Origin of the sequence: Micromonospora sp. CPCC 205539 (assembly GCF_036906815.1) — a bacterium.
GTDB lineage: Bacteria > Actinomycetota > Actinomycetes > Mycobacteriales > Micromonosporaceae > Micromonospora.
This window is the reverse complement of record NZ_JBAKHW010000001.1, coordinates 272352-296229: the sequence shown is the minus strand read 5'-3', so window position 1 is coordinate 296229 and position 23878 is coordinate 272352. Positions and strand designations below refer to the sequence as shown.

Annotated in this window: 18 protein-coding genes; 12 read left to right on the top strand and 6 right to left on the bottom strand. The window is 71.0% G+C overall.

Annotated features, from left to right (window positions below; genetic code table 11):
* Window positions 1-91 precede the first annotated feature (91 nt).
* The 5 genes from V6V47_RS01220 (at window position 92) to V6V47_RS01200 (ending at window position 6078) form a co-directional block, all read left to right on the top strand.
* Window positions 92-3001 carry an AfsR/SARP family transcriptional regulator gene (locus V6V47_RS01220; protein WP_334626030.1) on the top strand — a complete coding sequence of 970 codons (2910 nt, stop codon included), beginning with the start codon at window positions 92-94 and terminating at the stop codon, window positions 2999-3001.
* Window positions 3002-3071: 70 nt separating this feature from the next.
* Window positions 3072-3869, top strand: coding sequence for a GNAT family N-acetyltransferase (locus tag V6V47_RS01215; protein WP_334626029.1), 798 nt, complete (start codon window positions 3072-3074; stop codon window positions 3867-3869).
* A 91-nt stretch (window positions 3870-3960) separates the two neighbouring features.
* Entirely contained in the window at window positions 3961-4569 is a 609-nt protein-coding gene (locus tag V6V47_RS01210; RefSeq protein WP_334626028.1) for a type 1 glutamine amidotransferase domain-containing protein, read from the top strand.
* A gap of 5 nt (window positions 4570-4574) precedes the next feature.
* Window positions 4575-5312 carry a tetratricopeptide repeat protein gene (locus V6V47_RS01205; protein ID WP_334626027.1) on the top strand — a complete coding sequence of 246 codons (738 nt, stop codon included), beginning with the start codon at window positions 4575-4577 and terminating at the stop codon, window positions 5310-5312.
* 58 nt (window positions 5313-5370) lie between these two features.
* Window positions 5371-6078 carry a TMEM175 family protein gene (locus V6V47_RS01200; RefSeq protein WP_334626026.1) on the top strand — a complete coding sequence of 236 codons (708 nt, stop codon included), beginning with the start codon at window positions 5371-5373 and terminating at the stop codon, window positions 6076-6078.
* A 35-nt stretch (window positions 6079-6113) separates the two neighbouring features.
* Here V6V47_RS01200 and V6V47_RS01195 read toward each other — a convergent pair whose 3' ends face one another.
* A complete protein-coding gene (locus V6V47_RS01195; RefSeq protein ID WP_334626025.1) occupies window positions 6114-7418 on the bottom strand; it encodes an MFS transporter in 1305 nt (434 codons plus the stop codon).
* A 131-nt stretch (window positions 7419-7549) separates the two neighbouring features.
* Here V6V47_RS01195 and V6V47_RS01190 point away from each other — a divergent pair, with 131 nt between their 5' ends.
* A complete protein-coding gene (locus V6V47_RS01190) occupies window positions 7550-8482 on the top strand; it encodes a LysR family transcriptional regulator (protein ID WP_334626024.1) in 933 nt (310 codons plus the stop codon).
* A 113-nt stretch (window positions 8483-8595) separates the two neighbouring features.
* Entirely contained in the window at window positions 8596-9312 is a 717-nt protein-coding gene (locus V6V47_RS01185; RefSeq protein ID WP_334626023.1) for a VOC family protein, read from the top strand.
* A 21-nt stretch (window positions 9313-9333) separates the two neighbouring features.
* Here V6V47_RS01185 and V6V47_RS01180 read toward each other — a convergent pair whose 3' ends face one another.
* Window positions 9334-10308 (bottom strand): helix-turn-helix domain-containing protein, encoded by a 975-nt coding sequence (locus V6V47_RS01180; protein ID WP_334626022.1) that lies wholly within the window; start codon window positions 10306-10308, stop codon window positions 9334-9336.
* A 233-nt stretch (window positions 10309-10541) separates the two neighbouring features.
* On the opposite strand from V6V47_RS01180, the gene V6V47_RS01175 reads away from it, so the two are divergent.
* Window positions 10542-13766: a S8 family serine peptidase gene (locus tag V6V47_RS01175; RefSeq protein ID WP_334626021.1), complete on the top strand. Its 3225-nt coding sequence runs from the start codon at window positions 10542-10544 to the stop codon at window positions 13764-13766.
* Window positions 13767-13842: 76 nt separating this feature from the next.
* Here the strand turns inward: V6V47_RS01175 and V6V47_RS01170 are convergent, their stop codons facing one another.
* From V6V47_RS01170 to V6V47_RS01160, 3 genes are all read right to left on the bottom strand, one after another.
* A complete protein-coding gene (locus V6V47_RS01170; RefSeq protein WP_334626020.1) occupies window positions 13843-14733 on the bottom strand; it encodes a discoidin domain-containing protein in 891 nt (296 codons plus the stop codon).
* Window positions 14734-14744: 11 nt separating this feature from the next.
* A complete protein-coding gene (locus tag V6V47_RS01165; protein WP_334626019.1) occupies window positions 14745-16373 on the bottom strand; it encodes an alkaline phosphatase D family protein in 1629 nt (542 codons plus the stop codon).
* A 177-nt stretch (window positions 16374-16550) separates the two neighbouring features.
* Window positions 16551-17225, bottom strand: a complete 675-nt coding sequence (locus V6V47_RS01160; RefSeq protein WP_334626018.1) for a winged helix-turn-helix transcriptional regulator — start codon at window positions 17223-17225, stop codon at window positions 16551-16553.
* Between the two features lie 104 nt (window positions 17226-17329).
* On the opposite strand from V6V47_RS01160, the gene V6V47_RS01155 reads away from it, so the two are divergent.
* The 3 genes from V6V47_RS01155 (at window position 17330) to V6V47_RS01145 (ending at window position 20214) form a co-directional block, all read left to right on the top strand.
* Complete coding sequence (locus V6V47_RS01155) at window positions 17330-17713, top strand: VOC family protein (RefSeq protein WP_334626017.1); 384 nt, start codon at window positions 17330-17332, stop codon at window positions 17711-17713.
* A 47-nt stretch (window positions 17714-17760) separates the two neighbouring features.
* On the top strand, window positions 17761-18636 hold the full coding sequence (locus V6V47_RS01150; RefSeq protein ID WP_334626016.1) for an alpha/beta fold hydrolase: 876 nt from the start codon (window positions 17761-17763) through the stop codon (window positions 18634-18636).
* Window positions 18637-18921: 285 nt separating this feature from the next.
* Window positions 18922-20214, top strand: coding sequence for a phosphodiester glycosidase family protein (locus V6V47_RS01145; protein WP_334626015.1), 1293 nt, complete (start codon window positions 18922-18924; stop codon window positions 20212-20214).
* Between the two features lie 148 nt (window positions 20215-20362).
* Here V6V47_RS01145 and V6V47_RS01140 read toward each other — a convergent pair whose 3' ends face one another.
* The gene (locus V6V47_RS01140) at window positions 20363-20857 is read right to left on the bottom strand and encodes a PLAT/LH2 domain-containing protein (RefSeq protein ID WP_334626014.1); all 495 of its coding nucleotides are present in this window, start codon (window positions 20855-20857) and stop codon (window positions 20363-20365) included.
* Window positions 20858-21041: 184 nt separating this feature from the next.
* Between V6V47_RS01140 and V6V47_RS01135 the strand changes: the two genes are divergently transcribed.
* Window positions 21042-23876 carry an AfsR/SARP family transcriptional regulator gene (locus tag V6V47_RS01135; RefSeq protein WP_334626013.1) on the top strand — a complete coding sequence of 945 codons (2835 nt, stop codon included), beginning with the start codon at window positions 21042-21044 and terminating at the stop codon, window positions 23874-23876.
* Window positions 23877-23878: the final 2 nt, after the last annotated feature.

The window sequence follows — 23878 nt, the reverse complement described above, 5'->3', positions numbered from 1 at the left end:
ATCTGAGGCCGCCAGGGGATGCAGTGGTTGTTCATTGTTCGTCAACAAGGTTCTGGCTGACTATCACCATGAATCCCGGGAGTCTCCGTTCGTGACGTCGCGACTGCGTTTGCAGATCATGGGTCCGCTTCGGCTCTGGCGGGACGACGTCGAACTGGACGCGGGCCCCCGGCAGCAACGGAGTCTCTTGGCGCTGCTGCTGACACGGGTGGGCCGCCCGGTCAGCATGACCGATCTGATCAACCTGATCTGGGGCGATGACCCGCCGCTCAGCGCGGTAAACGTGATCCACAAGTACGTCGGTGCCCTGCGCCGGCTCCTCGAGCCCGACCTGCCGCTGCGGTCCTCCGGGTCGTACCTCCTGCGCCACGGCAACGGGTACCGCTTCGCGGCCGGTCCCGAGACGCTCGACCTGGCCGCGTTCCGCCAGTTCGTCGCCGCCGCGAAGGTCGGCACCGCCGAGGATCGCCCCGAGGAGGCGCTCGGCCGCTACGCCGACGCCCTGCGGCTCTGCCACGGGCCAGCGGGGGACGGGTTGGCCGACACCGCGGCGGCCACGGCGACCTTCGCGGGTGTCGACGGCGAGTTCGTCGACGCGGCCGTCGCCGCGGCGACGATCGCCGTCCGGGCACACCGTCCCACGGAGATCCTCGCGCCGCTGCGGCTGGCGGCGGAGATGGGTCGGCTCCACGAGCCCGTGCACGCGAGCCTGGTGACGACGCTCGCCGCCGCCGGGCACCAGGCCGAGGCGCTGGCCGCGTACCGGACGATCCGGGAACGCCTCGCCGACGAACTGGGCATCGACCCGGGGCGCGAGCTGCGGGAGGCGCAGCAGCGGGTGCTGACGCAGACCGTGGCGCCACCCGCCGACGAGCCGGACGACGTCGAGCCCGCCCTGCCGCAGGCGCGAAGCTCCCGACCATTCCCGCTGGTGCGTCCCGCGCAGTTGCCGCCGGATCACCCGATGTTCGTGGGGCGCACGTTCGAACTGGGCGTCCTGCGCGACCTGGTCGCCGGGATGCGCCGCAGCGGGCGCACCAGTCCGTTGGTGGTCGCGGTGGACGGCATGGGCGGCGTCGGCAAGTCGACGATCGTCACCCACTTCGCGCACATGGTCGCCGACGAGTTCGTCGACGGTCAGCTCTACCTCGACCTGCGGGGCAACGAAGGCGAGGACGGGAGCGTCCCGGCCGGCGAAGCCCTGCGCTCCCTGCTGTACGCGCTGGGCATCCCCGCGTCGGACGTTCCCGACACGTTCGACGCGCTGACGGGCACGTACCGCAGCCTGACGGCGGGAAAGCGGATCCTGGTCCTCCTGGACAACGTGCGCGACCCCGCACAGGTGCGCCCGCTCCTACCGAACTCCGCCGACAGCCTCGTGCTGGTCACCAGCCGGCGCCCGCTGGTCGGCCTGGCGGCCTCCGACGGCGCTCGCCTGTACCGGGCCTACCTTCCGGACCTGCCGGAGGCTCGGGAACTGCTCATGAGCCGGCTCGCCGTGGTGAAGAGCCGGACGTTCGACGACGCCGTGGACGCGGACACGCTCGACGAGATCATCGAGTTGTGCGGCCGGTTGCCGCTGGCGCTGGCGATCCTCGCCGCCAGGCTGAGCGCCCGACCGCAACTCTCGTTGGGGTCGGTGGCCGTCGAGTTGCGCGACGGCGCCCGTCGGCTGGAGGCGTTCCCGGGTGGTCGGGGAATCAGCGATCCACGCACCGCCTTCTCCTGGTCGTACCGGCAGCTGAGTCCCGGGGCGGCCCGGTTGTTCAGGCTGCTGTCGGTGGCGTTGAACCCGGGCATCACGGTGGAGGCATGTGTGAGCCTGTCCGGGCAGGATCCGCGGCGCACCCGTGCCGAGCTCGAGGAGTTGGCCGAGGTCGCGCTGGTGTCCGAGGGCGACAACGGCTACTTCTCGTCGCACGTGCTGGTCAAGGCGTACGCGGATGAACTCTTTCGCGCCACCGAGTCGGCGGCCGAGCAGCAGACCGCGGTCAGCCGCCTGCTCCAGCACTACCTGCACAGCAGCTTCAACGCCGAGGTCATGCTCGACGGCTACCGAACCCCCGTCGCGCCACCACCACCGCTGCCCGGCGTCGCTCCCGAGCGGCCGTCCTCGTACCACGAGGCTCTTGACTGGTTCACCCGCCACCGTGATGTGCTCAAGGAAGCGGTCCGAGTCGCGGCCGAGCTCGGATACGGCATCGTCCCGTGGCAGCTCGCGATCACCACGCAGCTCTACCTGGAATGGTTCGGGTTGTTCCAGGACTGGGAGGACATGACGCGTACCGCCCTGCGCGCCGCGCGACAGCGCGGGGACGTGGTCGGCGAGGCGCACGTCCTGCGCAGCCTGGCCCGCGCTCGGTGGTTCTTCAACGCGAACGAGGAGGCGCTCGACCTGCTGCGGGCGGCCCTGCAGATCTACGCCGAGCACGGCATGCTCGCCGAGCAGGCGACGGTCCATGTCGACTTCCACCTCGTGCACACCACGCTCGGGCGCCACGATCTGGCGCTCGCGAGCAGCGTGGAGGCCACGGCCCTCAATCGCAGCGCGGGCACCAAGCGGGCCGAGATCCGCAGTCTCGCCCGCAACGGCCACTCACTCGCGCGCCTGGGGCAGCACGAGGAGGCCGCTCGGGTGTTGCAGCAGGCTCTCGACCTCAACGCCCAGCTCGAGCACCGGCACGAAGAAGCCTCCATCCGGGCCGCCATCGCACAGAATCTCGCGAAGATGGGCCGCGTCGATGATGCCGTGAAGCAGCTCAAGCTGGCGGCCGAGGCGGCCGACGAGATGGGCCAGGGGCCGTACCGCTTCGAGGCGTTCCGCATCCTGTCGGAACTGCTGATCTCGGTGGGTGACGTGAGCGGGGCACAGGAGGCGTTCGAGAAGGCCTGCGAGGTGCTGCGGTCGTTCCAGGACGGGGGCCCCGACCACATGCGTGCCGGGCTTCGGCGCCTCGCGGAGACTCTGTCGAGGTGCGGCGCCCAGGTGAGTGGAGAGTGACGTCATCGGCGGCCGTCGCGCAACCGTTCGCGGAAGAATTCGTCAACACCACCTGACTACCTTCGCTCCGGTGACAACCCGAGACATGAGCGAGGTAGCGATGATCCCGACCGCGGACCAGCTGGCGGCCGCCTGGTTCGAGGCGACTGCGCGGCTGTGTGACGTCAGCCCGGCCAACCGCTGGATCGCCGAGCACGGCGACGTCCGGGGCTTCGTGAACGACACCGCGGTCGCGTCGCTCAACGCCGCCCTGAGCATGAGCCTCGACCCGGATCTGACGTCTCTGGACGAGATGGCGACTCGCGTCGGCGAAGCCGGCGTCCCCTGGTCGATCATCGTGCGTGGGACGGCGAGCGAGGCGGTCGTCGCCCTCGCGGCCCGGCACGGTCTCCGCCACGCGGGTGAGATGCCACTGCTGGCCTGTGCCGCCGAGGACGCCCTGCTCTGGACCGGCGGCCGGCAGCGCAGCGAGATCCACCCGGTCGGTTCGGCCGGCGGCGATCTCTACACCGATGTCCTGACCGCGGGTTTCGGAGCCCCCGAGGGCGCGTTCGGTGCGCTGATGGGTGGTGACGTGCTCGACGCGCCGGGTGTCACCGGTTATCTGGCCGAGGAGGCCGGCCAGCAGGTCGCCACCGGCCTCGGGATGAGCGCCGACGGTCTGATCGGCGTGTTCAACATCGCGGTGGCACCGTGGGCTCGCAGCCGGGGTCTGGGCCGGGCAATCACCGCTCGGGTGTTGGTGGACGGCTTCGCCGCCGGCGCCAGGACGGCCTATCTGCACACCTCGGCGGCGGCCCGACCGCTGTACGAGTCGATGGGTTTCCGCCTCGTCGAGACGTGGACCATCTTCACCGAGCAGGAGTGACGGTTCGTCGATCCACTAATTCTCCACATCTCGCGGTGATGATCTGTCCCACGACGGTGTGCCGGGTGATTGCTGAGACGAGAGGAAGCCGATGGCCGGTGGTGTGCTGAGCGGATACAAGGTCGCCTTCCTGGCGACCGACATGGTGGACCGGTCGGAACTCGTCGAGCCGTGGACCGCGCTCGCGGATGCCGACGCGGACGTGGAACTCGTCTCGATCAGGAGCGGGCGGATTTTGCTGTCGCCTGACGACGACGAGGCCGAGACGTTCCCGGTGGACAGGTCGGTGACCGAGGTGTCCCCCGCCGACTACGACGCGCTCGTCCTGCCAGGTGGCGTCCGTAACCTGGACACCCTGCGCACCGACGAGGACGCGGTCGAGTTCGTCCGTCACTTCTTCGAGGCGGGCAAACCGGTCGGGGCGATCTGCCACGCGCTGTGGCTGCTGATCGAGGCGGATGTCGCGCGCGGCCGCACGCTGACCTCGTGGCCCTCGCTGCGGACCGACCTGCTCAACGCCGGCGCGGTCTGGTGCGACGAGCAGGTCATCGTCGATGGAAACCTGGTGACCAGCCGGAAGCCAGACGATGTCCCGGCCTTCACCGCCGAGGTCGTCGAGCTCTTCGCCTCCCGCGCATCAGCCGTGGCGCCCGGGCGCGGCGCGTGGAGACAGCCGACCCTGTGCACAGAAGCAAGGTGAGATCAATGGGATACAGCGAGCGTGCCCGTGCCGCGTTCCGGCGCGGCGAGACGGCAACCGTGGCGCAGATGAGTCGCGACGAGGTCGCGTGGGCCCGTGCTGCCGGAGACGCCCCAGCGGAGGTCGAAGCGCTCTACATGCTGGCTCGACTCGCCGTGCGCGCCGACGATCTGGCCGAGGCCGACCGCCTGGCCGCCGAGGCGTTGGCGGTGGCGATCCGGGCCGGTGAGCGGCATCTGGAGGAGCGCCCGCGACACGTCCTGGCGGCGGTCGCGCGGATGACCGGTGACCTGGCGCGGGCCCGTGATCTGTATCTGGACAGCATCGCGCTGAACGTGGCGTTGGCCCAACCGAAGACCGTCAACTCGGAATACCACAACCTCGGGTTCACGGAGTTGCGGCTGGGTAACGTCGAGCGCGCCCGGGAGATCTTCGCTGGTGTGCGCGACGGGGTGTTCGCAGCTGGGTACGACGACTTCGTCCCCTATGCGCTCGTCGCGTCGGCGGTCATGGCGGCGGTCGACGGCGATTGGAATCGCGCCGCGCGCCTGCTCGCGGTGGTGGACAAGGCATTCGGCGCGCTGGGGCAGGTGCCCGACCCCGACGACGCCGCCGAGCTGCGCTGGGCCCGCGACCTGACGACGAGAATGATCGGCGAGACCGTCTTCGAGGAGCAGTACGGCCGTGGGGGTGTCCTTGACCCGCGGGCGGCCCTCGCCACCGATGCGAGGGCCGCCGAGTAGGCGGTTTCAGCCCTGCCGAGGCGGGAACACCGCCTCGTTCGACGGTGGGGGAGGGGCGATGCGCCGGGACCGCGCGAAGAGTCGCACTTCCACAGCGGGCGCGCCACGATCCAGCAGACCGATCGGTGCGGAACGAGATCCCAAGCGGGTTGTCAGCTTCAGCGATGCGGTCATCGCCATCGCCGTCACGCTGCTCGTCCTGGAGATCCGCCCGCCGGAGGACACCGAGCACCTGCTCCGCGGCCTGATCGAGCTGTGGCCCTCGTACCTGGCCTACGTCCTCACCTTCCTGCTGATCGGGCAGATGTGGGTGAACCACCACGTCATGTTCGATCACATCCGCTCTGCCGACCGCCTGCTGCTCCTGCTCAACAGTCTGCTGCTGATGGAGATCGCGTTTCTGCCGTTCGCCTCGTCGGTCCTGGCCCACTCGTTCGAATCCGGTCACGGGCAGCGAACGGCACTGATCTTCTACGGAGTCGCCTACCTGGTGGCAGCCGTGCTGTTCAACGTGATCTGGGAGTACGCGAGGCACGGCCGCCGCCTGCTGACCTCCGCCACCGACGAAACCACCGCGAGGGCGATCAGCAGGCGTTTCCACCCCGCGCCCATCTGGATCGCGGTTGGCATCGTCCTGGGCGCCGTGCAGCCGCTCGTGGGCCTCGCGGTGGTTACCGCGTTCATCCCCTTCTACTGGCTGCCGATCAAGGGCGAGGTCGCCAGTATCCAGCGCACGCGCGAGCTGGAGCGTGGCGACACCACGTGAGTCAGGTATGCCGCTGTCCGGCTGCTTGTCGCCGCCTAGCCCGACCGCGGAGTAACCGCCCCGGTCGTCGATCCAGAAGTCGCGGTCGAACCGGTCGCGCAGATCCGCCGCCCCGACGACTCCCGTGACCGGAGTCCGTTCTCGTCCAGTCGGCGGGGCAGCAGCAGCGGGCTGGCGAGGATCAGCAGTCCCGCGATCGTGATGGCCGTGCGTGGGCTGGTGGCCTGGGCGAGCAGTCCGCCGAGCGCGCTGAGGAGCGCGATGCAGGCGCTGCTGCCGATCGACCAGGCCGACAGGGTGCGAGCGGTACGGTCCCTGGGCGTGTTCGTCAACCGGTAGGTGGCGAGCACCGGGTTGTACAGGCTCATGCTGATGATGATCGCGAATTCGACCGCCATCACGGTCGCGAGGCCGACGAGACCGGGCTGGACGAACGCGAGGCCGATCAGCCAGACCGCCCGCAGCGTGCCGACCGTACGCAGGATCCGGTGTTGCCCGTACCGCGCGACAACCCGGCTGGCGAGGCGTGATCCGATCAGGCCACCGACGCAGGGTACGGCGAAGGCGAGGCCGTACTGCCAGGGTGGGAAGCCGAGTTGGCCGAGCAGGAGCACCGCCAACAGCGGCTCGGTGGCCATGATCAGTCCGCCGACGAGCAGCTGGTTGAGATAGAGCGCCCGTAGGCCGGGGTGGGTCAGGATGTGTCGCCACCCGTCGAGCACTTCGCTGGCCCGGCCCCGGCGCTTGTCGGTGCGCCGCGGGTGGTCTTCCCGGCCGCGGATGGCGGTGACCCCCAGCGCGGAGAACAGGTAGCTGAGCGCGTCGGCCACCACGGTGGTGACCGGCCCGAACAGACCGATCGCCGCCCCGCCCAGTGGTGGCCCGACGGCGATGGAACTCCAGGTCGTCGACTCGAACCTCGCGTTGGCCACGAGCAGGTCGTCCGGCCGGACGAGGGCCCTGAGGTAGGCGCCGCTGGCCGCGCCGAAGGCGATCTTGGCGGCGGCGACCACGACCGAGACGACCAGCAACTGGACGAAGCTGAGCCGGCCGAGAGCGTAGGCGACCGGGATCGTCAGCATGACCGCGAACCGGGTCAGGTCCATCGCGATCAGCACCGGTCGTTTGCGGTGGAATTCGACCCAAGGCCCGAGCGGCATCGCGATCAACGCGCCCACCGCGGGCCCCACGGCGGCCAACACGGACACCTGAGCGGGGCTGGCGTGCAACACCAGCACGGCGATCAGCGGGAACGCGCCGAACCCCAGCGCCGAGCCGTAGGCGCTGACCGCGTACGCCGCCCACAGCCACCCGAACTGCCGACCCAGGGATCGTCGCACGGCCACGTTCCTAACCTCCCGCTCGAACAACCCATCGTTGATCGTTGCGATCGAAGCAAGGTCCAGGATCGCGATCAAACAACCGAACCGACGGCGAGCCACAACCGGGGGTTGTTGCGTAGGGTTGGCTCGTGGATCTCGAGGCCGTGCGTACCTTCGTCGCCGTCGCGGATGCCGGCCGGTTCCAGGACGCTGCGGGCGCACTGTCGATCACCCAGCAGGCCGTGTCCAAGCGCATCGCCGCGTTGGAGAAGGACCTGGAGGTACGGCTGTTCACCCGCACGGCTCGCGGGGCCCACCTCACGATCGACGGTCAGGCCTTCCTGCCTCACGCCCGCGAACTCCTCCGGGTGGAAGCGCGCGCCGACGCCTCCGTGCGCCCCGGCCGGCGCGCACTCCGTGTCGATGTCCACAGTCGTCGGACGGCGCCGGGGGTGCTCCTGCAGGACTTCCACCGTACGCATCCGCGGATCGATCTGGACGTCGTCACCCTCGACGCCGACGTCCACGCCGCGACCACCGCCGTCGAGGCGGGGACGATCGACGCCACCTTCCACGCGGTCACCGTCCCCGCGCGCCAGCTGCCCGACGCGATCAGGACCGCCCGGGTGATCGACGAGCACCACGAACTCCTCGTCGGGCCACGCCATGCGCTCGCCAACGCCCGCGCCGTCACGCCAGCACAGCTCGCCGAACACCGCATCTGGATGCCCGGCATGGCCGCCGGCACCGAATGGGCCAGCTACTACGACGAACTCGCGGCCGCGTTCGGCCTCACCATCGACCGGGTCGGGCCGGTCTTCGGAAACGAGGCGCTGCTGGCCGAGATCGCCGACTCCTCGGAACTGGCGACGTTGGCCGGCGAGCGCACGCGATATCTGTGGCCGGACAGCTACGACCTGCGCCGCGTACCGGTGCGCGACCCGGCACCGGTCTACCCGATGTCACTGATCTGGCGCGACGACAACCGGCATCCGGGGCTGCGAAAGCTCCGCGACTACCTTGACTCCCGACGCTCGGAGGCCCCCGCCATCGAAATCTGGCTGCCGAACTGGGGCCACTGAAGAGCCCCGTTATTTGGGTGCGGGTGACGCTGCCCGTCCCTAGGCTCCGGTGGCGGGACCGACCTGGCGGCCCCCCGACGGTGATCAGCCAGCGGATCAGAAATGAGCACGGGATGACCAGTCAATTGTTCGCGGTCTGCTTCAGTGCGAATCAGCCGCTGCATCTCGCGCAGTTCTGGTCCGGAGTTCTGGACCGGACGTTGATCGACGATCCGCACGACGGCGTCGCGCTCCTGCCCGCTGGCGAAGCCGGGTTCCGTATCCGCTTCGTCCCGACCCGGGAGCCCAAGGTCGGCCAGAACCGGGCGCACTTCGATCTGACGAGCGGATCCCTGGACGAGCAGCAGCAGACGGTGGCCAGGTCGCTGGCGCTCGGCGCGCGGCACGTCGACGTCGGCCAGCGCCCCGAGGAGGGTCATGTGGTGCTCGCCGACCCCGAGGGAAACGAGTTCTGCGTCATCGGGCCGGGCAACAACTTCCTCGCCGACTGCGGGTTCGTCGGCGCGCTCGCCGGGGACGGTTCGCAGGCGGTCGGGTACTTCTGGAGCGAGGCGCTGGGGTGGCCGCTGGTCTGGGATCAGGACGAGGAGACCGCCATCCAATCGCCGCACGGCGGCACGAAGTTCACTTGGGGCGGTCCACCCCTGATGCCGAGGTTGGGCAAGGACCGGCTGCACCTCGACCTCGCGTTGGCCGTCCACAGCGAGCTCGAAGAGGAGGTCGATCGCCTGCTCTCTCTCGGGGCAACTCGAATCGGCTCCAGCCAGGGCGGTCGGGTCGTGCTGGCCGATCCCGACGGCAACGAGTTCTGTGTGCTGACGCCCCGGTAGTCGGCTGGCCGCGATCGGGGCTCAGGCGTCGGGCAGCCAGCCCCGCTCACGGGCACGCCAGCCCAACTGCAGGCGGGACTGTGCCCCCGCCGTCCGCATCAGGTGCTGCATCCGGCGTACGACGGTGCGCCGGCTCAAGCCCAGTCGAGCCCCCGCTGTCTCGTCGGTCATCCCGGCGACCAGCAGCGACAGCAGTGCCCGGTCCTCGGCCGAGATCGTGCTCCGCGCGGTGAGCTCGCCCGCCCCGGAGAACGCGAGCGGGCTCGCCATCGTCCACACCCCCTCGAAGAGCGCCACGAGCGCGTCGAGCAGCGCGCACGGATGCACGAGCACCGCCGCGTCCCGCGCCGCGTCGGTCCACACCAGTGGCAGCAGGGCCAGAGCGTTGTCGGCGATGGCCAGCTTCGTCGGCACGTCGGGCGCGATACGGGCCAGTTCACCCGCGCGGACATGCTCCGTGGTCGCTGCCAGGACGGCCGGATCGGCCAGGGCGTCGGCGGTGTAGACGACGCGGTAGGTGACCTCCGAGCCGCGGTCGAGCTGCGCGCCGTTGATCTGCTTGGGCGCGGCGTACGGGGGCGCGACCAGCAGCCGTACCTCGTTCTTGGCGATCCGCTGCACCCGGTCGAAGGCCCGTTGCACGTTGGTGCGGCCCTGCACGATCTCGATCAGCTCGCCGGTACGTCGACCGGCGGTCCGGTCCCGGGTCAGCGCGGCCAACACGTGCGCCGCTTCGCGGACCCGGTCCAGCTCAGCGTGCTGGCGCTGGATCAACTGGTCGATGGCCTCGTCCGGCGGCACGGGCACGACCAGGTCGTGCGGTGGCGGCGTGCGGTGCACCATGCCCTTGCGGTGCAGGCCGGTCACGGCCCGGTTGAGCGGCCCGGTGGGCCGCCCGGTGTGTCTGGCGAGCTGCTCGATGGTCACGCTGCCGTGCCGCAGCAGTGCCAGGTACGCCGACTCCTCGGCGGTGGTGAGTCCGGCGGATTCGAGCACGGGTGCGGGTCTCCCATCGGGTCGGAGCACGGGCCGGCCGTGCCGTGGACGGCGCACCTGGGCCACGGCGCAGCTGCGTCGCACCATGATCTAGCCCCGGGTGGGGGCAAGTGTGACACTCTGCCGAGTTCACTTCGTCACTCACCGACGAGAAGGTCAACTCTGTGCATTTTCTCCGGATCCATCGGCGTACCGCCCGACGGGCGACCGCCAGCGCCCTCACACTGCTGGGGATGGCGGCACTGACCGCCGTGGCCCCACCGGCAGCGCTCGCGGCACCACGACCGGCCGCCGCGCCGGCGCCCGCGCAGCAGCGCGCCGACCATCACACCGTCGCCTTGGTCACCGGAGACGCGGTGTCGGTCGTCCGAGGGCCGAAGGGCATCACCTCGTACCACGTCACGCCCGGCCCCGGCCGCCAGGACATCACGTTCCTGACCCGGTCGTCCGCCGGCACCGTATCGGTCGTCCCGTCCGATGCGCTGGGCCTGCTCGCCGCGGACCGCCTCGACCCTCAACTGTTCGACCTGGCGGCGCTGATCGACAGCGGGTCGGCCGACGGTGGCGAGTTGCCGCTGCTCACCCAGTACGACGTCGCCACGGCCGAGCGGTCGGCACAGGCGCGGGCCGCACTCGGCGACAGCGCGCGGACCACCCGTACCCTGCCCCGGTTCGGGCTGAACGCGGTGCGGGTCGCGCCGGGGAACGCTGGGCGCGTGTGGCGTACGGTCACCGGCGGCGAGAAGGCCGCGGACCGCCTGCACGGCAACCTCGACAAGCTCTGGCTGGACCGCACGGTGAAGGTCTCGCTGGACCGCAGCGTGCCGCAGATCGGCGCTCCGACGGCGTGGCAGGCGGGCCTCACCGGGGCCGGCGTCACCGTCGCGGTCCTGGACACCGGGTACGACACCGACCATCCCGACCTCGACGGCGTGGTCGTCGCCTCCGCCGACTTCCTCGCTGAGGGCACGGTGGACGACCACATCGGACACGGCACCCACGTCTCCTCGACGATCGCGGGCACCGGCGCGGCCTCGGACGGGCTCCGCAAGGGCGTGGCACCCGGGGCGAAGCTGGCCGAGGGGAAGGTCTGCGGCGCTGACGGCTGCCCCTGGTCGGCGATCATCGCCGGCATGCAGTGGGCGGCCACCGAGGTGCACGCCAAGGTCATCAGCATGAGTCTCGGCGGATCCGACACCCCCGGTGTCGATCCGCTCGAGGCCGCGGTCAACGACCTGTCGGCGCAGACCGGCGCGCTCTTCGTCATCGCGGCCGGCAACAGTGGCTGCGGGTACGGCTCACACCCGGTCGGTTCTCCCAGCACCGCCGACGCGGCGCTGAGCGTGGCCGCGGTCGACGGCAACGACCACCTCGCCAGCTTCTCCAGCTGCGGACCCCGCAATGTCGACTACGCGCTGAAGCCCGAGATCAGCGCCCCGGGTGTGGGCATCGTCGCGGCGTTCCCCGGTGGGGGCTACGCGTCCCTCAACGGCACCTCGATGGCCACCCCGCACGTCGCCGGCGCGGCGGCGATCCTGGCCCAGCAGCACCCCGACTGGACCGGCCAGCAGCTCAAGGCGGCTCTGATGAGCAGCGCGCTCGACGGCCGCTACGAGCAGACGCCGTCGCCCAGGTACGGCTCCGGTCGGGTGGACGTCGCCCGGGCGATCACCGCCCAGGTCACGCCGAGCGTCGGCTCGCTCAACGTCAGCCTGCCCTGGCCCCGGCCCGCGACCCCGGTCACCCGGACGGTCAGCTACCGCAACGACGCGGACCAGCCGGTCGTCCTCGACCTCGCGGTCTCCGCGGTCCCGGCTGAGCTGGTCACGCTGAGCACCCCGCAGCTCGCGGTGCCGGCCAAGGGCAGCGCCTCGGTCACGCTCACCGTGCGCGGCGAGGGCGAGGCCGAGGGGTACCACCTCGGTGCCCTCACCGCGAGCGTTGGTGGAACGCGGGTGGCGCAGACCGCCGTGACCCACCACCAGGAGGCGCGCTACGACGTCGCGCTGGAGGTGACCAACCGGCTCGGCGCTCCCGCCGACGGCACCGTCTCCGTGGTGAACGGTGCCACCGGCGAGTCGACCTACCTGACGATCTCCGGTGGTACGGCCCGGGCGATGCTGCCCGCCGGCCGGCACTACCTGCTGACTACCGTGCACCCGGGCGGGCCGGACGACGTCACCTTCACCTACGGGATCGTGCCGATCACCGTCACCGATGACTCGGCGATCCTGCCGGTACGGGTCGACGCCCGCCGCGGCAAGCAGGTCAAGCTCGACATCGCGGACCGTACGGCCCAACACGTGCTCACCTCCGTCGACCTCACCCTCGACGTGGCGGGCCAGCACCTGTCGTTCGGTGGGGCGTTCGCCGTGGCGGGCGCCGACTACGTGCTGCCGCTCGACGATCCTGCCGTCTCCTACAGCGCGCGGGCGGTCTTCGACAAGAAGGGATCGAGCCCGCAGGCGCCGAGTCCGTACTTCTACCGGCTCGCCGACGTCCGACGCGGCGTACCGTCGAATCCGGTGCGGACCGTGACCAGGGACAAGCTGGCCCGGGTCGTCGTGAATTTCAAGGCGCCCGGCGTCGCCTCCAGCGGCTCCACCGCAGTTGGCATGGTGAGCGAGAGCGGCCTGCCCACGCTCTCGGTCGACGCCCCGGTCAACTACCCGTCGACGGTGATCGACTACCGCGCGCCCGGACGGTACGAGAGTGAGATCCGTATCGGCGACGACTGGATCATCGCGCCGGAGCGCACGGTCAGCCTGCACCGCGAGAACGCGGAGACCTGGAACAGTGCGATCCTCGGGCCGACCCTGGACAGTGGTACCGGCACGCGCCGGAGCGACTTCATGTCGATCCCGAGCATCGGGTGGTTCGTCGACGCCGAGCCGCGGAGCTTCGCCTACAGCCCCGCGTCCGGCACGCTCAGCCTGAGCCGGGACGGGCAGGAGATCGCCCAGTGGCCGGCCGGTCAGTGGGGCTACGCCTACGATCTGCCGACTCAGGCGGCGACGTACACCCTGCGGGCGAGCGTCGGTCGGGACGTGCCGTTCTCGACCCTGTCGACCCGGATCGACACCGAGTGGCGGTTCCGCTCCACGGGCACCGAGTCGTCGGTCGCCAACCCGCTCTTCGTACCCCGGTTGAACGCGGTCGGCCTCGACGCGCTCAACCGGGCCCGCGGTCGGTCGCGGACCGAGGTGCTGGTCGGTGTGGGTGGCGAGCCGTCCGGCGGCGCAGCCGCCACCCGGGTCACCCGGGCGGAGGTGTCCTACGACGATGGCGGCACCTGGCGGCGGCTGACCGTCTCGGCCTGCAAGGGCCAGTCGGGCAGAATGACGATCGACAACCCGGCCAAGGCGGGCTTCGTCGCGCTGCGTGTGACGCTGGCCGACCGGGCCGGCAACCAGGTGACGCAGACCGTCCACCGCGCCTACGAGGTGCTGTCCCGCTGATCGGACGAGCCTGGCCCGAGCAGCGCGGCATGCTGCTCGGGCCGGGCGCGACGGTTCCCGCAGCCAGGACGCGGCGTCAGGACGCGTACGCCTCGAGTTCCACCACCCGCGAGTAGCCGGCGGTTTCGTTGCTGGTCAGCGCGTTGATCCGGAACGCGGTCGCGGTGACCGGTGCGAAGGTCGAGCTGACCAGGCCGGCCACGTTGCCGCGTACCTGGGCGACGGTCTGCCAGCTGTCACCGACCCGCACCTGTACGTCCCAGTCGCGCAGGCCGTACCGCGCGGCCGGGTACTTCGGCGAGTCGAGCGTGTAGAGGTCGACGCGGCCGACCGTCTCCGGACGGTCGAATGTCACCTGGAGCCAGTCGGGGAAGGCGCCCTTGTTCGCGTCGTTCCAACCGGTCGTGGTCGCCCAGTGGTTCGAGTCGCGGTCGCCGTCCACCGCACCACACGCCGGGTAGAGGGGCAGGTTCTCCGAGGAGGCCGTCACCGGCACGTACCGGGCCAGGTTGCCGGTGGTGTCGACCGGCGCCGGAGTGACCTCCACGGGCACCGAGAGTCGACGTTCACCGGACCGGACGGTGATCGTGTACCGGCTGCCGGGCACGGTGTCCCGGGGTGCAGTGACCGTGATCGGCACCTTGAGCGTGTAGCCGGCCGGCAGGTAACTGGAGACCAGGTTCCTGGACAGCTTCAGCGGCGCCGTCACCTCCAGGAACGCGTCGGCGTACACGGCCGCCCGTCCGGTGTTGCCGAACTGGAGCTGGAAACCCTGGTTCGCGCAGGGCGTCGGATTGACCTGCACGAGGCTGACATCGGAGGCGAGGCTCAGCCGGGTCGGGTCGGGACGGCCGGCGACCGCGGGGGCGGTGCCGCCGATCGCGACCAGGGCGAGGACCGCGCCGGCGACAGCGGCCTTGCGGCTCCGGGACAGGCCGGCGAGCCGGCGCCAGAGAGTACGGGTCATGGCTTTCCCTCTCAGACCGGGTGCAGACCGGGGTTACCGGCCTCGACGGCGAAAGAACTGATCGTCTGGACCGGGGCGTCGGTCCGGTCGACGTACGGCACCGCCCGGTAGTCGGCCCGAAGCTCGCGCTCGGTGAGCCGGACCCGGAGATAACCCCGCCGCTCGTTGACGAGCTTCAGGTGCGGGTTGCTGTCGAGGAACTTCTGCCCGGCGGCGGAGACCCCGGTGCCGTTGCCACCGCTGCTGATCGACGTCGCCACCAACTCCACCCCGTACGTCTGTGAGGCCGGGTCGGCGAAGTCGCGCTTCATGTCCAGCGCGTAAGCGGCGTGCACGTCTCCGGTGAGCACGACCGGGTTGCGTCCCCGCAGCATGGCGAGCCCGTCGAGGGTGATCTTCTGCTCGGCGGCGTAACCGTCCCACGCGTCCATGTTGTACAAGTCCCCGGCCGTCGGGTCCTGGTCCATCCGACTCATGATCACCTGGTTGGCGAGCAGGTTCCAGGTCGCGTGCGAGGTGCGTACGCCGTCCAGCAGCCACCGTTGCTGCTGGGCACCGGCGAAGGCGCGGGCGGGGTCCCGCCGTTCCTCGGAGTCGACCTTCCAGCCGTCGCCCGAGGCCTGGTCGGCGCGGTACTGCCGCGTGTCGAGCACGTTCAGCTCGGCCAGCCGGCCGAAGGTGAACCGGCGGTAGAGCATGTAGTTCGGGCCCTGAGGGGCCGGCGAGCGCAGCGGCATGTGCTCCCAGTAGGCGCGGTAGGCGCTGGCGCGCCGGACCAGAAAGTCCTCGACCGGGGCGTTGCTCCTCGACACCAGGCCCGCGTAGTTGTCCTGCACCTCGTGGTCGTCCCAGGTGGGGATCCACGGCGCCGCCTGGTGCGCGGCGCGCAGGTCCGGGTCGGACTTGTAGAGCGCGTACTGGAGGCGGTAGCGGTCGAGCGTGTCGGCCTCGGTGCGGAACTGGCTCGGCACCAGCTCGGTGAGGTTACGCAGCCCGCCCGAGGCGGAGACGCCGTACTCGTAGATGTAGTCGCCCAGGAACACGACCGCGTCGACGTCCTCGGACGCGATGTGCCGGTGCGCGGTGTAGTAGCCGTCCGGAAAGGACTGGCAGGAGGCGACGGCGAAGGTGAGCTGGTCGACGCGCTGGCCGGGAGCCGGGGTGGTCCGGGTGCGGCCGACCGGGCTGAGGTACCGGCCGACCTTGAAGCGGTACCAGTAGCGCCGGCTCGGCTGGAGCCCGCGTACGTCGACGTGCACGCTGTAGCTGTACTCCGGTCGCGCGGTCGCCTGGCCGGAGCGCACGATGCGCCGGAACCGCTCGTCGCTCGCCACCTGCCACTCGACCTCGAACGCGTGGTACGGCATGCCGCCCAACGGCTCGTACGGTCGCGGCGCGAGCCGGGTCCAGATCACCACCGCATCGGGCAGCGGGTCGCCCGACGCGACGCCGAGGGTGAACGGGTCGTCGGGCAGGGTGTCGGTGGCGGCGGAGGCGCTCGACCCACCGGGCAGGTTGGTGGCGAAGGCGAGCGCGGTCGCGGCACCGGTGACGGTCAGGAACCGCCGCCGCGCCAGACGGGCGGCCGGTCTGGGGTCTTCCTCGGTGATCACGCGCAGGGGGTCCTCTCGAAGGGGCACGATCTGTCCTGCAGTCGTTGATCATTAAGTGGTAGCCAGATGACCGTCGGGTGGCGTGCCGACGAGCGCGGTGTGGACTGGGTCCGACATCCGGCCGACACCGCCGAGGAAGGGCCCGCTCGCCGTGTTGCCGATGTGATCTTGATCGCCGGATGGCTGCACGAGGGCTGCTGACGGCTACGACGCCGACGGTCGCCCGACGGTGGGGGACGGGGCGCTGACCGCCCGCAACAGCAGACGGAGAGCTGACAGGTCGCCGGTGACGACGACGCTCCCGCCGGACAGGGCGACGTCGAGCGCACCCGGGTCGTTGAGCAGGGCGTTCAGCGTCTCGGGGTCGGTGCGGAGGCACGCGTCGGGCCTGCTGGTCTCGCCGGGCTCGACCTGCACCTGACCGGCCGCGGTGCGGACGGTCCAGACGCGGTCGTCCAGCTCGACGCGGCAGGTGGTTGCGGGCGCCGTCGGGGCGGGGCGCGCGGCAGCCCGTAGGAAGAGCAGCACGGAGGTGGCGCTGAGCGTCGTCGGCGTGCCGGGCAGCGGGACGCGTACGCCCCAACTGCCCAGAGCCAGCACGATCGGTTCGAGCTCGCGTCCCCAGGCGGTGAGGTCGTAGACCCACGAGCTGGCCGGGGGCGCCAGCTTGCGACGGTGGACCACCTCGCGGCTCTCGAGCTCGCGAAGCCGGTCGGCGACCACGTTCGAGCTCGCTCCGGGCAGGGCGCGGCGCAGGTCGGAGAAGCGCTGCGGACCAAGGAGCAGTTCGCGGACGACGAGCAGGGCCCACCGTTCCCCGACGACGTCGAGGGCCCGGGCTATTCCGCAGGCGTCCCCGTAGCTGCGGCTCGTAGGCATGACCGTCCCTCCGGCTCACGTAGGTGCGAACTTACAACGAGGCAGTTGCTTTTGACAACCGAGCTTCGTACGGTGGTGACGTAGTCCAAAGGAGAGGGTCGATCATGGGGCAGCCAGTGGTGCACTTCGAGATCGTCGGGAACGACCCGGCGAAGCTCCGCGGTTACTACGGCGAGCTGTTCGGCTGGGAGTTCGACACGAGTGGCCCGGTCTCCGAGCGGGTGTCCGAGCCGGGCAACTACGGGTTCATCCACCCCACGTCCAGTGCCGGGGGCGGCATTCCCGGCGGTGTCGGCGGCGGCGCTGCCTACGCGGGTCACGTCACCTTCTACGTCGGCGTTCCCGACGTTGAAGCCGCGCTCCAGAAGGCCGAGAGCCTCGGCGGGACGCGCCGGATGGGCCCCGACCGCGCACCGGGCACGAACCTCGTGGTCGGCCACTTCACCGACCCCGAGGGCCACCTCGTCGGCGTCGCCGCCACGGCGTGACAGTCGGATAGCGCCGCATTGATCCCGCCGGCCGTAGTCTCACCGCCATGACGACAACCGAGACGCGCACCCTCGCCGTGCCCGGTGCCGACCTGGTCTACGACGTCCGCGGGCCGCTGCCTCCGGCCGGCGGGCACCCAATTCTGCTCATGATCGGTCAGCCGATGACGGCGGAGGGCTTCGAGGTGCTCGCCCCACACTTCACAGACCGCACGGTCGTCACCTACGACCCGCGTGGCCTGGGCCGCAGCGTCCGCACGGACGGCCGGTCCGACCACACGCCGCAGCAGCAGGCGGCCGACCTGCACCTGCTGATCGAGGCGATCGGCACCGGTGCGGTCGACGTCTTTGCCAGCAGCGGCGGTGCCGTGACCGCGCTGGAGCTGGTCGCGACCCGCCCCGGTGACGTCGTCACCCTGGTAGCGCACGAGCCGCCGATCAACGCCGTGCTCCCCGACGCCGCCGCTGCGGAGCGCGCTCAGGCCGCCTGCCACGAGGCGTACCAGGCGAAGGGCCTTGGCGCCGGCATGGCCGCGTTCATCGTGATGACATCCTGGCAGGGCCAGTTCACCGACGCCTACTTCGCGCAGCCCGCACCCGACCCCGCGATGTTCGGCCTGTCGACCGAGGACGACGGCACCCGCGACAGTCCGCTGCTGTCGAAGGACGCGGAGGCGATCACCGACTACCGCCCCGACGCGAACGCGCTCACCGCGGCACCGACCCGGATCCTGATCGCGGTCGGCGAGGAGTCGGCCGGGACGTACACCGCGCGTACCGCCCTGGGTACCGCCGCCCTACTCGGCCAGCAGGCCACCGTGTTCCCGAGCCACCACGGGGGCTTCCTCGGCGAGCAGTCCGGGTACGCGGGCAAGCCCCAGGAGTTCGCGGCACGGCTGCGCGAGGTGCTGGACGCCGACTGACCGCCGCGCGGCCACCGCCGGATCAGCTCACTCGGTCGTCAGCTTGCCCCGATGGTGGTCGACAGGTCGTTGACCGTCGACGCGCGGTGGTGACGATCCGTGCGCAGCTCGCTGTGCGGTGTCGGGCGTCTGGAGGCGGTGGCGGTGGCGGTCGACCATCTGCGTCGGCTCGGCGATGCATCATCCGCGCCGCTGGTCGGCAACGGATAAGCCCTTTAGCCGAAATTCGACTAGCTGTCAGGTTCTGTCCGATGCGTGCTTCTCTGACGTCGCAAGGCTCGGGGCATGACTGTCTCCACTCCTGCCCTGTCCGGCCTACGCCGCGCCGGGGCGCTCGCCGCGGTCACGCTGGCCACCCTGGCGCTCGGCGTCGTCCCGGGCACCCGCGCCGACGCCGCCGTCGGCACTCTTCCGATCGGCGATGCCGACCTCACGGAGGTCACCACCAGTCGCGCCCTGGCCGACGGCGTGACCCTGACCCGGATCGTGCGCGGCACCGAGCCGGCACCGGCCGACCAGATCAACACCACCACCCGCGGCCCCTGGGTGGTCAACGTCCTCACCATCGACCCTCGCCACGCACGCGGGCACCTGAAGGCGACGTACGGCCCGAACCTCGGCCAGGTCGAGAAGACCACCGACCTCGTCCGTGACTCCGGCGCTCTGGCCGGTGTCAACGCCTCCTTCTTCACCTTCACCGCGAGCCAGCTCTACCCCGGCGACCCCGTGGGGTTGGGGCTGTACGGCGGGAAGCTGCTCAGTGAGCCCACCACCGAGCCGGGCGAGGCCAACTTCGTCGTCGACGCCACCAGCAACCGGGCCCTGACCGGAAAACTGACCTGGTCGGGCAGCGTCCGGAACCGCCGGACCCACACCGTCCTGCCGCTGGAGTTCATCAACCACCCGCCGGTCGTCCCCGCCGGCTGTGCCGCCCTGACCGACCAGACCGCGTGCACCGAGCCGGGCGACGTGGTCCGGTTCACGCCCGAGTTCGACTCGGCCACCCCCGCCGGCGCGGGCGTGGAGGTCGTCCTCAACCGGCTCGGCTGCGTGGTGCGTACCGCGACGACCCGCGGCACCACGCTCGTCGCGGGCCAGACCTCGTTGCAGGCCACCGGACGGGACACCGTCGCACTGCTCGACGTGGCCGGGCGCGGCTGCCTGGACCTGACCTCGACCCTGACCAACGAGCAGGGCCGGAACCTTCCGCTGCGGCCCGGGCTGTTCGGCGTGAACGGGCGGTACCCGCTGACGGCGGACGGTCAGATCGTGGTGCCCGACGGCGGCTCCGACAGCTTCTTCGCCCGCAACCCCCGTACGATCGCCGGCACCACGCGGGACGGCAGGATCGTGCTCGCAACCATCGACGGTCGCCAGACCACCAGCGTCGGCACCACCCTGGACGAGACCGCAGCCGTCGCCCAGGCGCTCGGCATGTCCGACGCGATCAACCTCGACGGTGGGGGCTCGACCACCATGGCCGCCGAGGGCGCGCTGGCCAACCACCCGAGCGGTGCCGAGCGGGCCGTCGGTGACGCGCTCGTCTACGTCGGTGGCCGGTACCGCGGCGGAAACTGATCGATCCTGCTCGACACCGACACCGACACCGACACCGACACCGGTCGATGGGCTCATCTGATCAACATCGACCCGGGCGAACGTCGGCGGGACAACCGGTGTCCCCGGCCGTCGGACGGCCGGGGACACCAGTCGATCGGATTCGCCGTCACGGGCAGTCGAACCAGCGCGTCTCCGCGCCGTCGCCGTAATAGGCGTTCATCGGGCAGGTGTACCAGGTGCCGGTGGCGTGCGCGTAGATCTGCGCGTGCTCCGGGTACCACTCGGAACCATTACTTCCCTTGTAGACACCGATGAAGTCCGGGCGCCCGATGTCGAACCACGAGAACGGCCCGAAATAGTCGTTGCTGTTGCGCTCGAAGTTGTCGGCTGAATTGTCGAGGTTGACGTAACCGGGCGACTCGGCGAGCGTGCCGTAGACCTTCATCCGTACGGTGGCGTCGGTGCCGGCCCCGTCGATGTTCGCGGTGTGCACGAAGATCGTGTACTTCTGAACAGCGTTGATGCTCATGCCGCCGCCCGTGGCCGCCGAGCTGGCGACGGTCTTGGTGGCCGGGGCCGCGCTGGCGGCGGTACCACCACCGAGCGCCACCATGGCCATGACGAGCGCGCCGCCGACCGCGACTGGGATTCGGATTCTCATGCTGAATTCCCCCTGCTGAAAGGTGTGGGTGTTTGCTGTTGACGCACTCTGGCAGTGGGCTCTGCAGTACGGCTGACGTGGCGCTGAAATACCAGCACCGTCCGGTGTGCGACTGAGCCGTTCGGGGGTGCTCGCTCCGTCGATAGCCTGGATTGGATGACGTGGTTGAGGCGGGGGCGGACCAATGCGAGTCAGGCTTCTCGGGCCGGTCGACGTGACCGTAGGCGCCACGGCCCGTACGGTTTCCGGGCTGCGGCGTAAAGGCGTGCTCGCGGTGCTCGCACTGCACCCGGGCGTGATCGTCAGCACCGACCGCCTGATCGATGTGATCTGGGGGGACCGGGCTCCGGCGACCGCGCCCAACAGCCTGCAGAGCCACGTGTCGTACCTGCGCCGCACCATTGGCACCCGGAGTGCGATCGTGGGCCGGCCTCCGGGCTACGTGCTCGAGCTGCCGGGTGAGGCCACCGACGTCGAGGTGGCCGAGCGGCTCATCCACGAGGGCACCCGCTCGACCGACCACGAGCACGCCCGCGCGCTGCTGTCCGATGCCCTTGAGCTGTGGCGGGGCCGATCACTGGTCGACGTCACCGGGCTCGACTGGCTGTCCGAGCAGGCCGAACGCCTGGAGCACCTGCGGCTGGTCGCGGTCCGGGCGTTGGCCGACACCCGACTGGCGCTCGGCGAGCACGCGCAGCTCGTGCCGGAGCTCGAGCTGTTGACGCAGGAACACCCACTCGACGAGCACATCCACGAACAGCTCATGGTGGCGCTCTATCGGGCCGGCCGGCAGTCCGATGCGCTCGCGACGTACCGGCGGCTGCGCCGCACGCTCCGCGACGACCTGGGCATCGAGCCCAGCCCGGCTCTGCGCGACCGGGAGCGCGCCATCCTGTCGCAGGACCCGGCGCTCGCCTGGTCCGCGCCGGCCGGTGAGGTGGTCGCGGTCGCGGCCCGGGCGTCCGCCCCGGCCCAACTACCCCCGGCGGTACGCGCCTTCGCCGGCCGGCGCGACGAACTGCGCTGGCTCGACGCACGACTCGACCGGCCGGGTGAGCCCGATGCGGCGGCGATGGTCATCGCGGCCGTCTCCGGCACGCCGGGAGTGGGCAAGACCGCGTTGGCGGTGCACTGGGCGCACCAGGTCGCCGACCGCTTCCCGGACGGTCAGCTCTACGTCAACCTGCGGGGCTTCGACGCCGGTGGGGCCGTGCTGGAGCCGGCCGACGCGATCCGTGGATTCCTGGACGCGCTCGGGGTGCCGGTGGAGCGGATTCCGGCCGGCCTGCCCGCCCAGGCCGGGCTCTACCGCAGCCTGCTCACCGGCCGACGGGTCCTCGTCGTGATCGACAACGCCCGCGACGCGGAGCAGGTCCGCCCGCTGCTACCCGGCTCGGCCAGCTGCCTAGCCGTGGTGACCAGCCGTAACCAGCTCACGTCGCTGGTCGCCAGCGAGGGCGCCCAGCCGCTCGCCCTCGACCTGCTGCCCGCGGCCGAGGCGCGCGACCTGCTGGCCCGCCGGCTGGGCAGCGACCGGGTCGCCGGCGAGCCGACGGCCGTCGACCAGATCATCGCCAGCTGCGCCCGGTTGCCCCTGGCGCTGGCCATCGCCACCTCGCGGGCCGCCACCCGCCCCGGCTTCCCGCTGGCAGCGCTGGCCAGCGAACTTCGCGACGCGGCCGACGCGTTGGACGCCTTCGACGGCGGCGACCCGGCCACCGACGTACGCGCCGTCTTCTCCTGGTCCTACCAGGCGCTGAGCCCGACGGCCGGTCGGATGTTCCGGCTGCTGGGGTTGCACCCCGGGCCGGACATCGCGGCCCCAGCGGCGGCCAGCCTGGCCGGTGTTCCGCTGCGTCAGGCCCGGACGCTGCTGGCGGAGCTGGCCCGCACCCACCTGCTCATCGAGCACTCGCCCGGCCGGTACGCGTTCCACGACCTGTTGCGCGTCTACGCGACCGAGCTGACCCACGAGCTCGACGGCGACGGCGAGCGTCAGGCCGCCGTCCGTCGGCTACTCGACTCCTACCTGCACGTCGCGTACGCCGGTGCCCGGCTGCTCCAACCGTTCCGTGACCCGATCGACCTGGAGCCCGCCCGCCCCGGCGTCGCAGCGGTCGCGCCGGTCGACGCCGAGCAGGCGATGGCCTGGTTCATCACGGAGCACCCGGTGCTGCTCAACACCGTCACCCGTGCCGCCGACGACGGGCTGTACGGGCACGCCTGGAGGCTGGCCTGGACCCTGGCCGACTTCTTCGACCGTAAAGGACACTGGCAGGACTGGGTGACGACGCACGAAACCGCCCTGACCTCCGCCGACCTGCTGGCCGACCATCGGGCCGCCGCGACGGTCCGCCGCGGCCTCGGCCGCGCCCGCGCCCAACTGGGCCAGTTCGCCGAGGCGCACGCCCAACTCCGGCAGGCGGCCCACCTGTACGGCCAACTGGGTGACGTGACCGGCCAGGCGCACACCGCCCGCAGCATCGCCTGGGTCTGCTCGCGGCAAGGGCGTCACCGGGAGGGGCTGGCCCACGCCCAGCGCGCACTCGACCTGTTCGAAGCCGTCGGCGACCGTGCCCTGCAGGCCCGCGCCCTGAACTCCGTCGGCTGGCAGTACGCCCAACTGCGCGACCACGGTGAGGCCCTGCACCACTGCCGGCGGGCGCTGCAACTCCTGCGCGAGGTGGGGGACCGGTTCGGCGAAGCCAACACCTGGGACAGCCTCGGCTACGCCCACCATCACCTCGGCGACTACCAGCAGGCCACCGCCTGCTACCAGCGGGCCGTGGAGCTGTTCCGTGATCTCGGTGACCGCTACTACGAGGCCGACACCCTCACGCACGCCGGGGAGAGTCACCAGGCGGCCGGTGACCCGGAGGCTGCTCGGCTCGCCTGGCTGCGGGCGTTGGACATCCTCGGCGCGCTCGGCCATCCCGACGCCGACCGGCTCCGCGCCACCCTCCGCCACCAGACCACCCACCCGCTCCGGCGCCCCGCGACGCCGTCACCCTGCGCCTGACT

Bases quoted from the DNA above. Each gene is read 5' to 3' on its own strand.
- V6V47_RS01200 (WP_334626026.1), top strand. From the start codon at position 5,371: ATGCGCCGGGACCGCGCGAAGAGTCGCACTTCCACAGCGGGCGCGCCA.
- V6V47_RS01160 (WP_334626018.1), bottom strand. From the start codon at position 17,225: ATGCCTACGAGCCGCAGCTACGGGGACGCCTGCGGAATAGCCCGGGCC.
- V6V47_RS01135 (WP_334626013.1), top strand. From the start codon at position 21,042: ATGCGAGTCAGGCTTCTCGGGCCGGTCGACGTGACCGTAGGCGCCACG.
- V6V47_RS01155 (WP_334626017.1), top strand. From the start codon at position 17,330: ATGGGGCAGCCAGTGGTGCACTTCGAGATCGTCGGGAACGACCCGGCG.
- V6V47_RS01175 (WP_334626021.1), top strand. From the start codon at position 10,542: ATGGCGGCACTGACCGCCGTGGCCCCACCGGCAGCGCTCGCGGCACCA.
- V6V47_RS01140 (WP_334626014.1), bottom strand. From the start codon at position 20,857: ATGAGAATCCGAATCCCAGTCGCGGTCGGCGGCGCGCTCGTCATGGCC.
- V6V47_RS01210 (WP_334626028.1), top strand. From the start codon at position 3,961: ATGGCCGGTGGTGTGCTGAGCGGATACAAGGTCGCCTTCCTGGCGACC.
- V6V47_RS01145 (WP_334626015.1), top strand. From the start codon at position 18,922: ATGACTGTCTCCACTCCTGCCCTGTCCGGCCTACGCCGCGCCGGGGCG.
- V6V47_RS01150 (WP_334626016.1), top strand. From the start codon at position 17,761: ATGACGACAACCGAGACGCGCACCCTCGCCGTGCCCGGTGCCGACCTG.
- V6V47_RS01170 (WP_334626020.1), bottom strand. From the start codon at position 14,733: ATGACCCGTACTCTCTGGCGCCGGCTCGCCGGCCTGTCCCGGAGCCGC.
- V6V47_RS01185 (WP_334626023.1), top strand. From the start codon at position 8,596: ATGACCAGTCAATTGTTCGCGGTCTGCTTCAGTGCGAATCAGCCGCTG.
- V6V47_RS01205 (WP_334626027.1), top strand. From the start codon at position 4,575: ATGGGATACAGCGAGCGTGCCCGTGCCGCGTTCCGGCGCGGCGAGACG.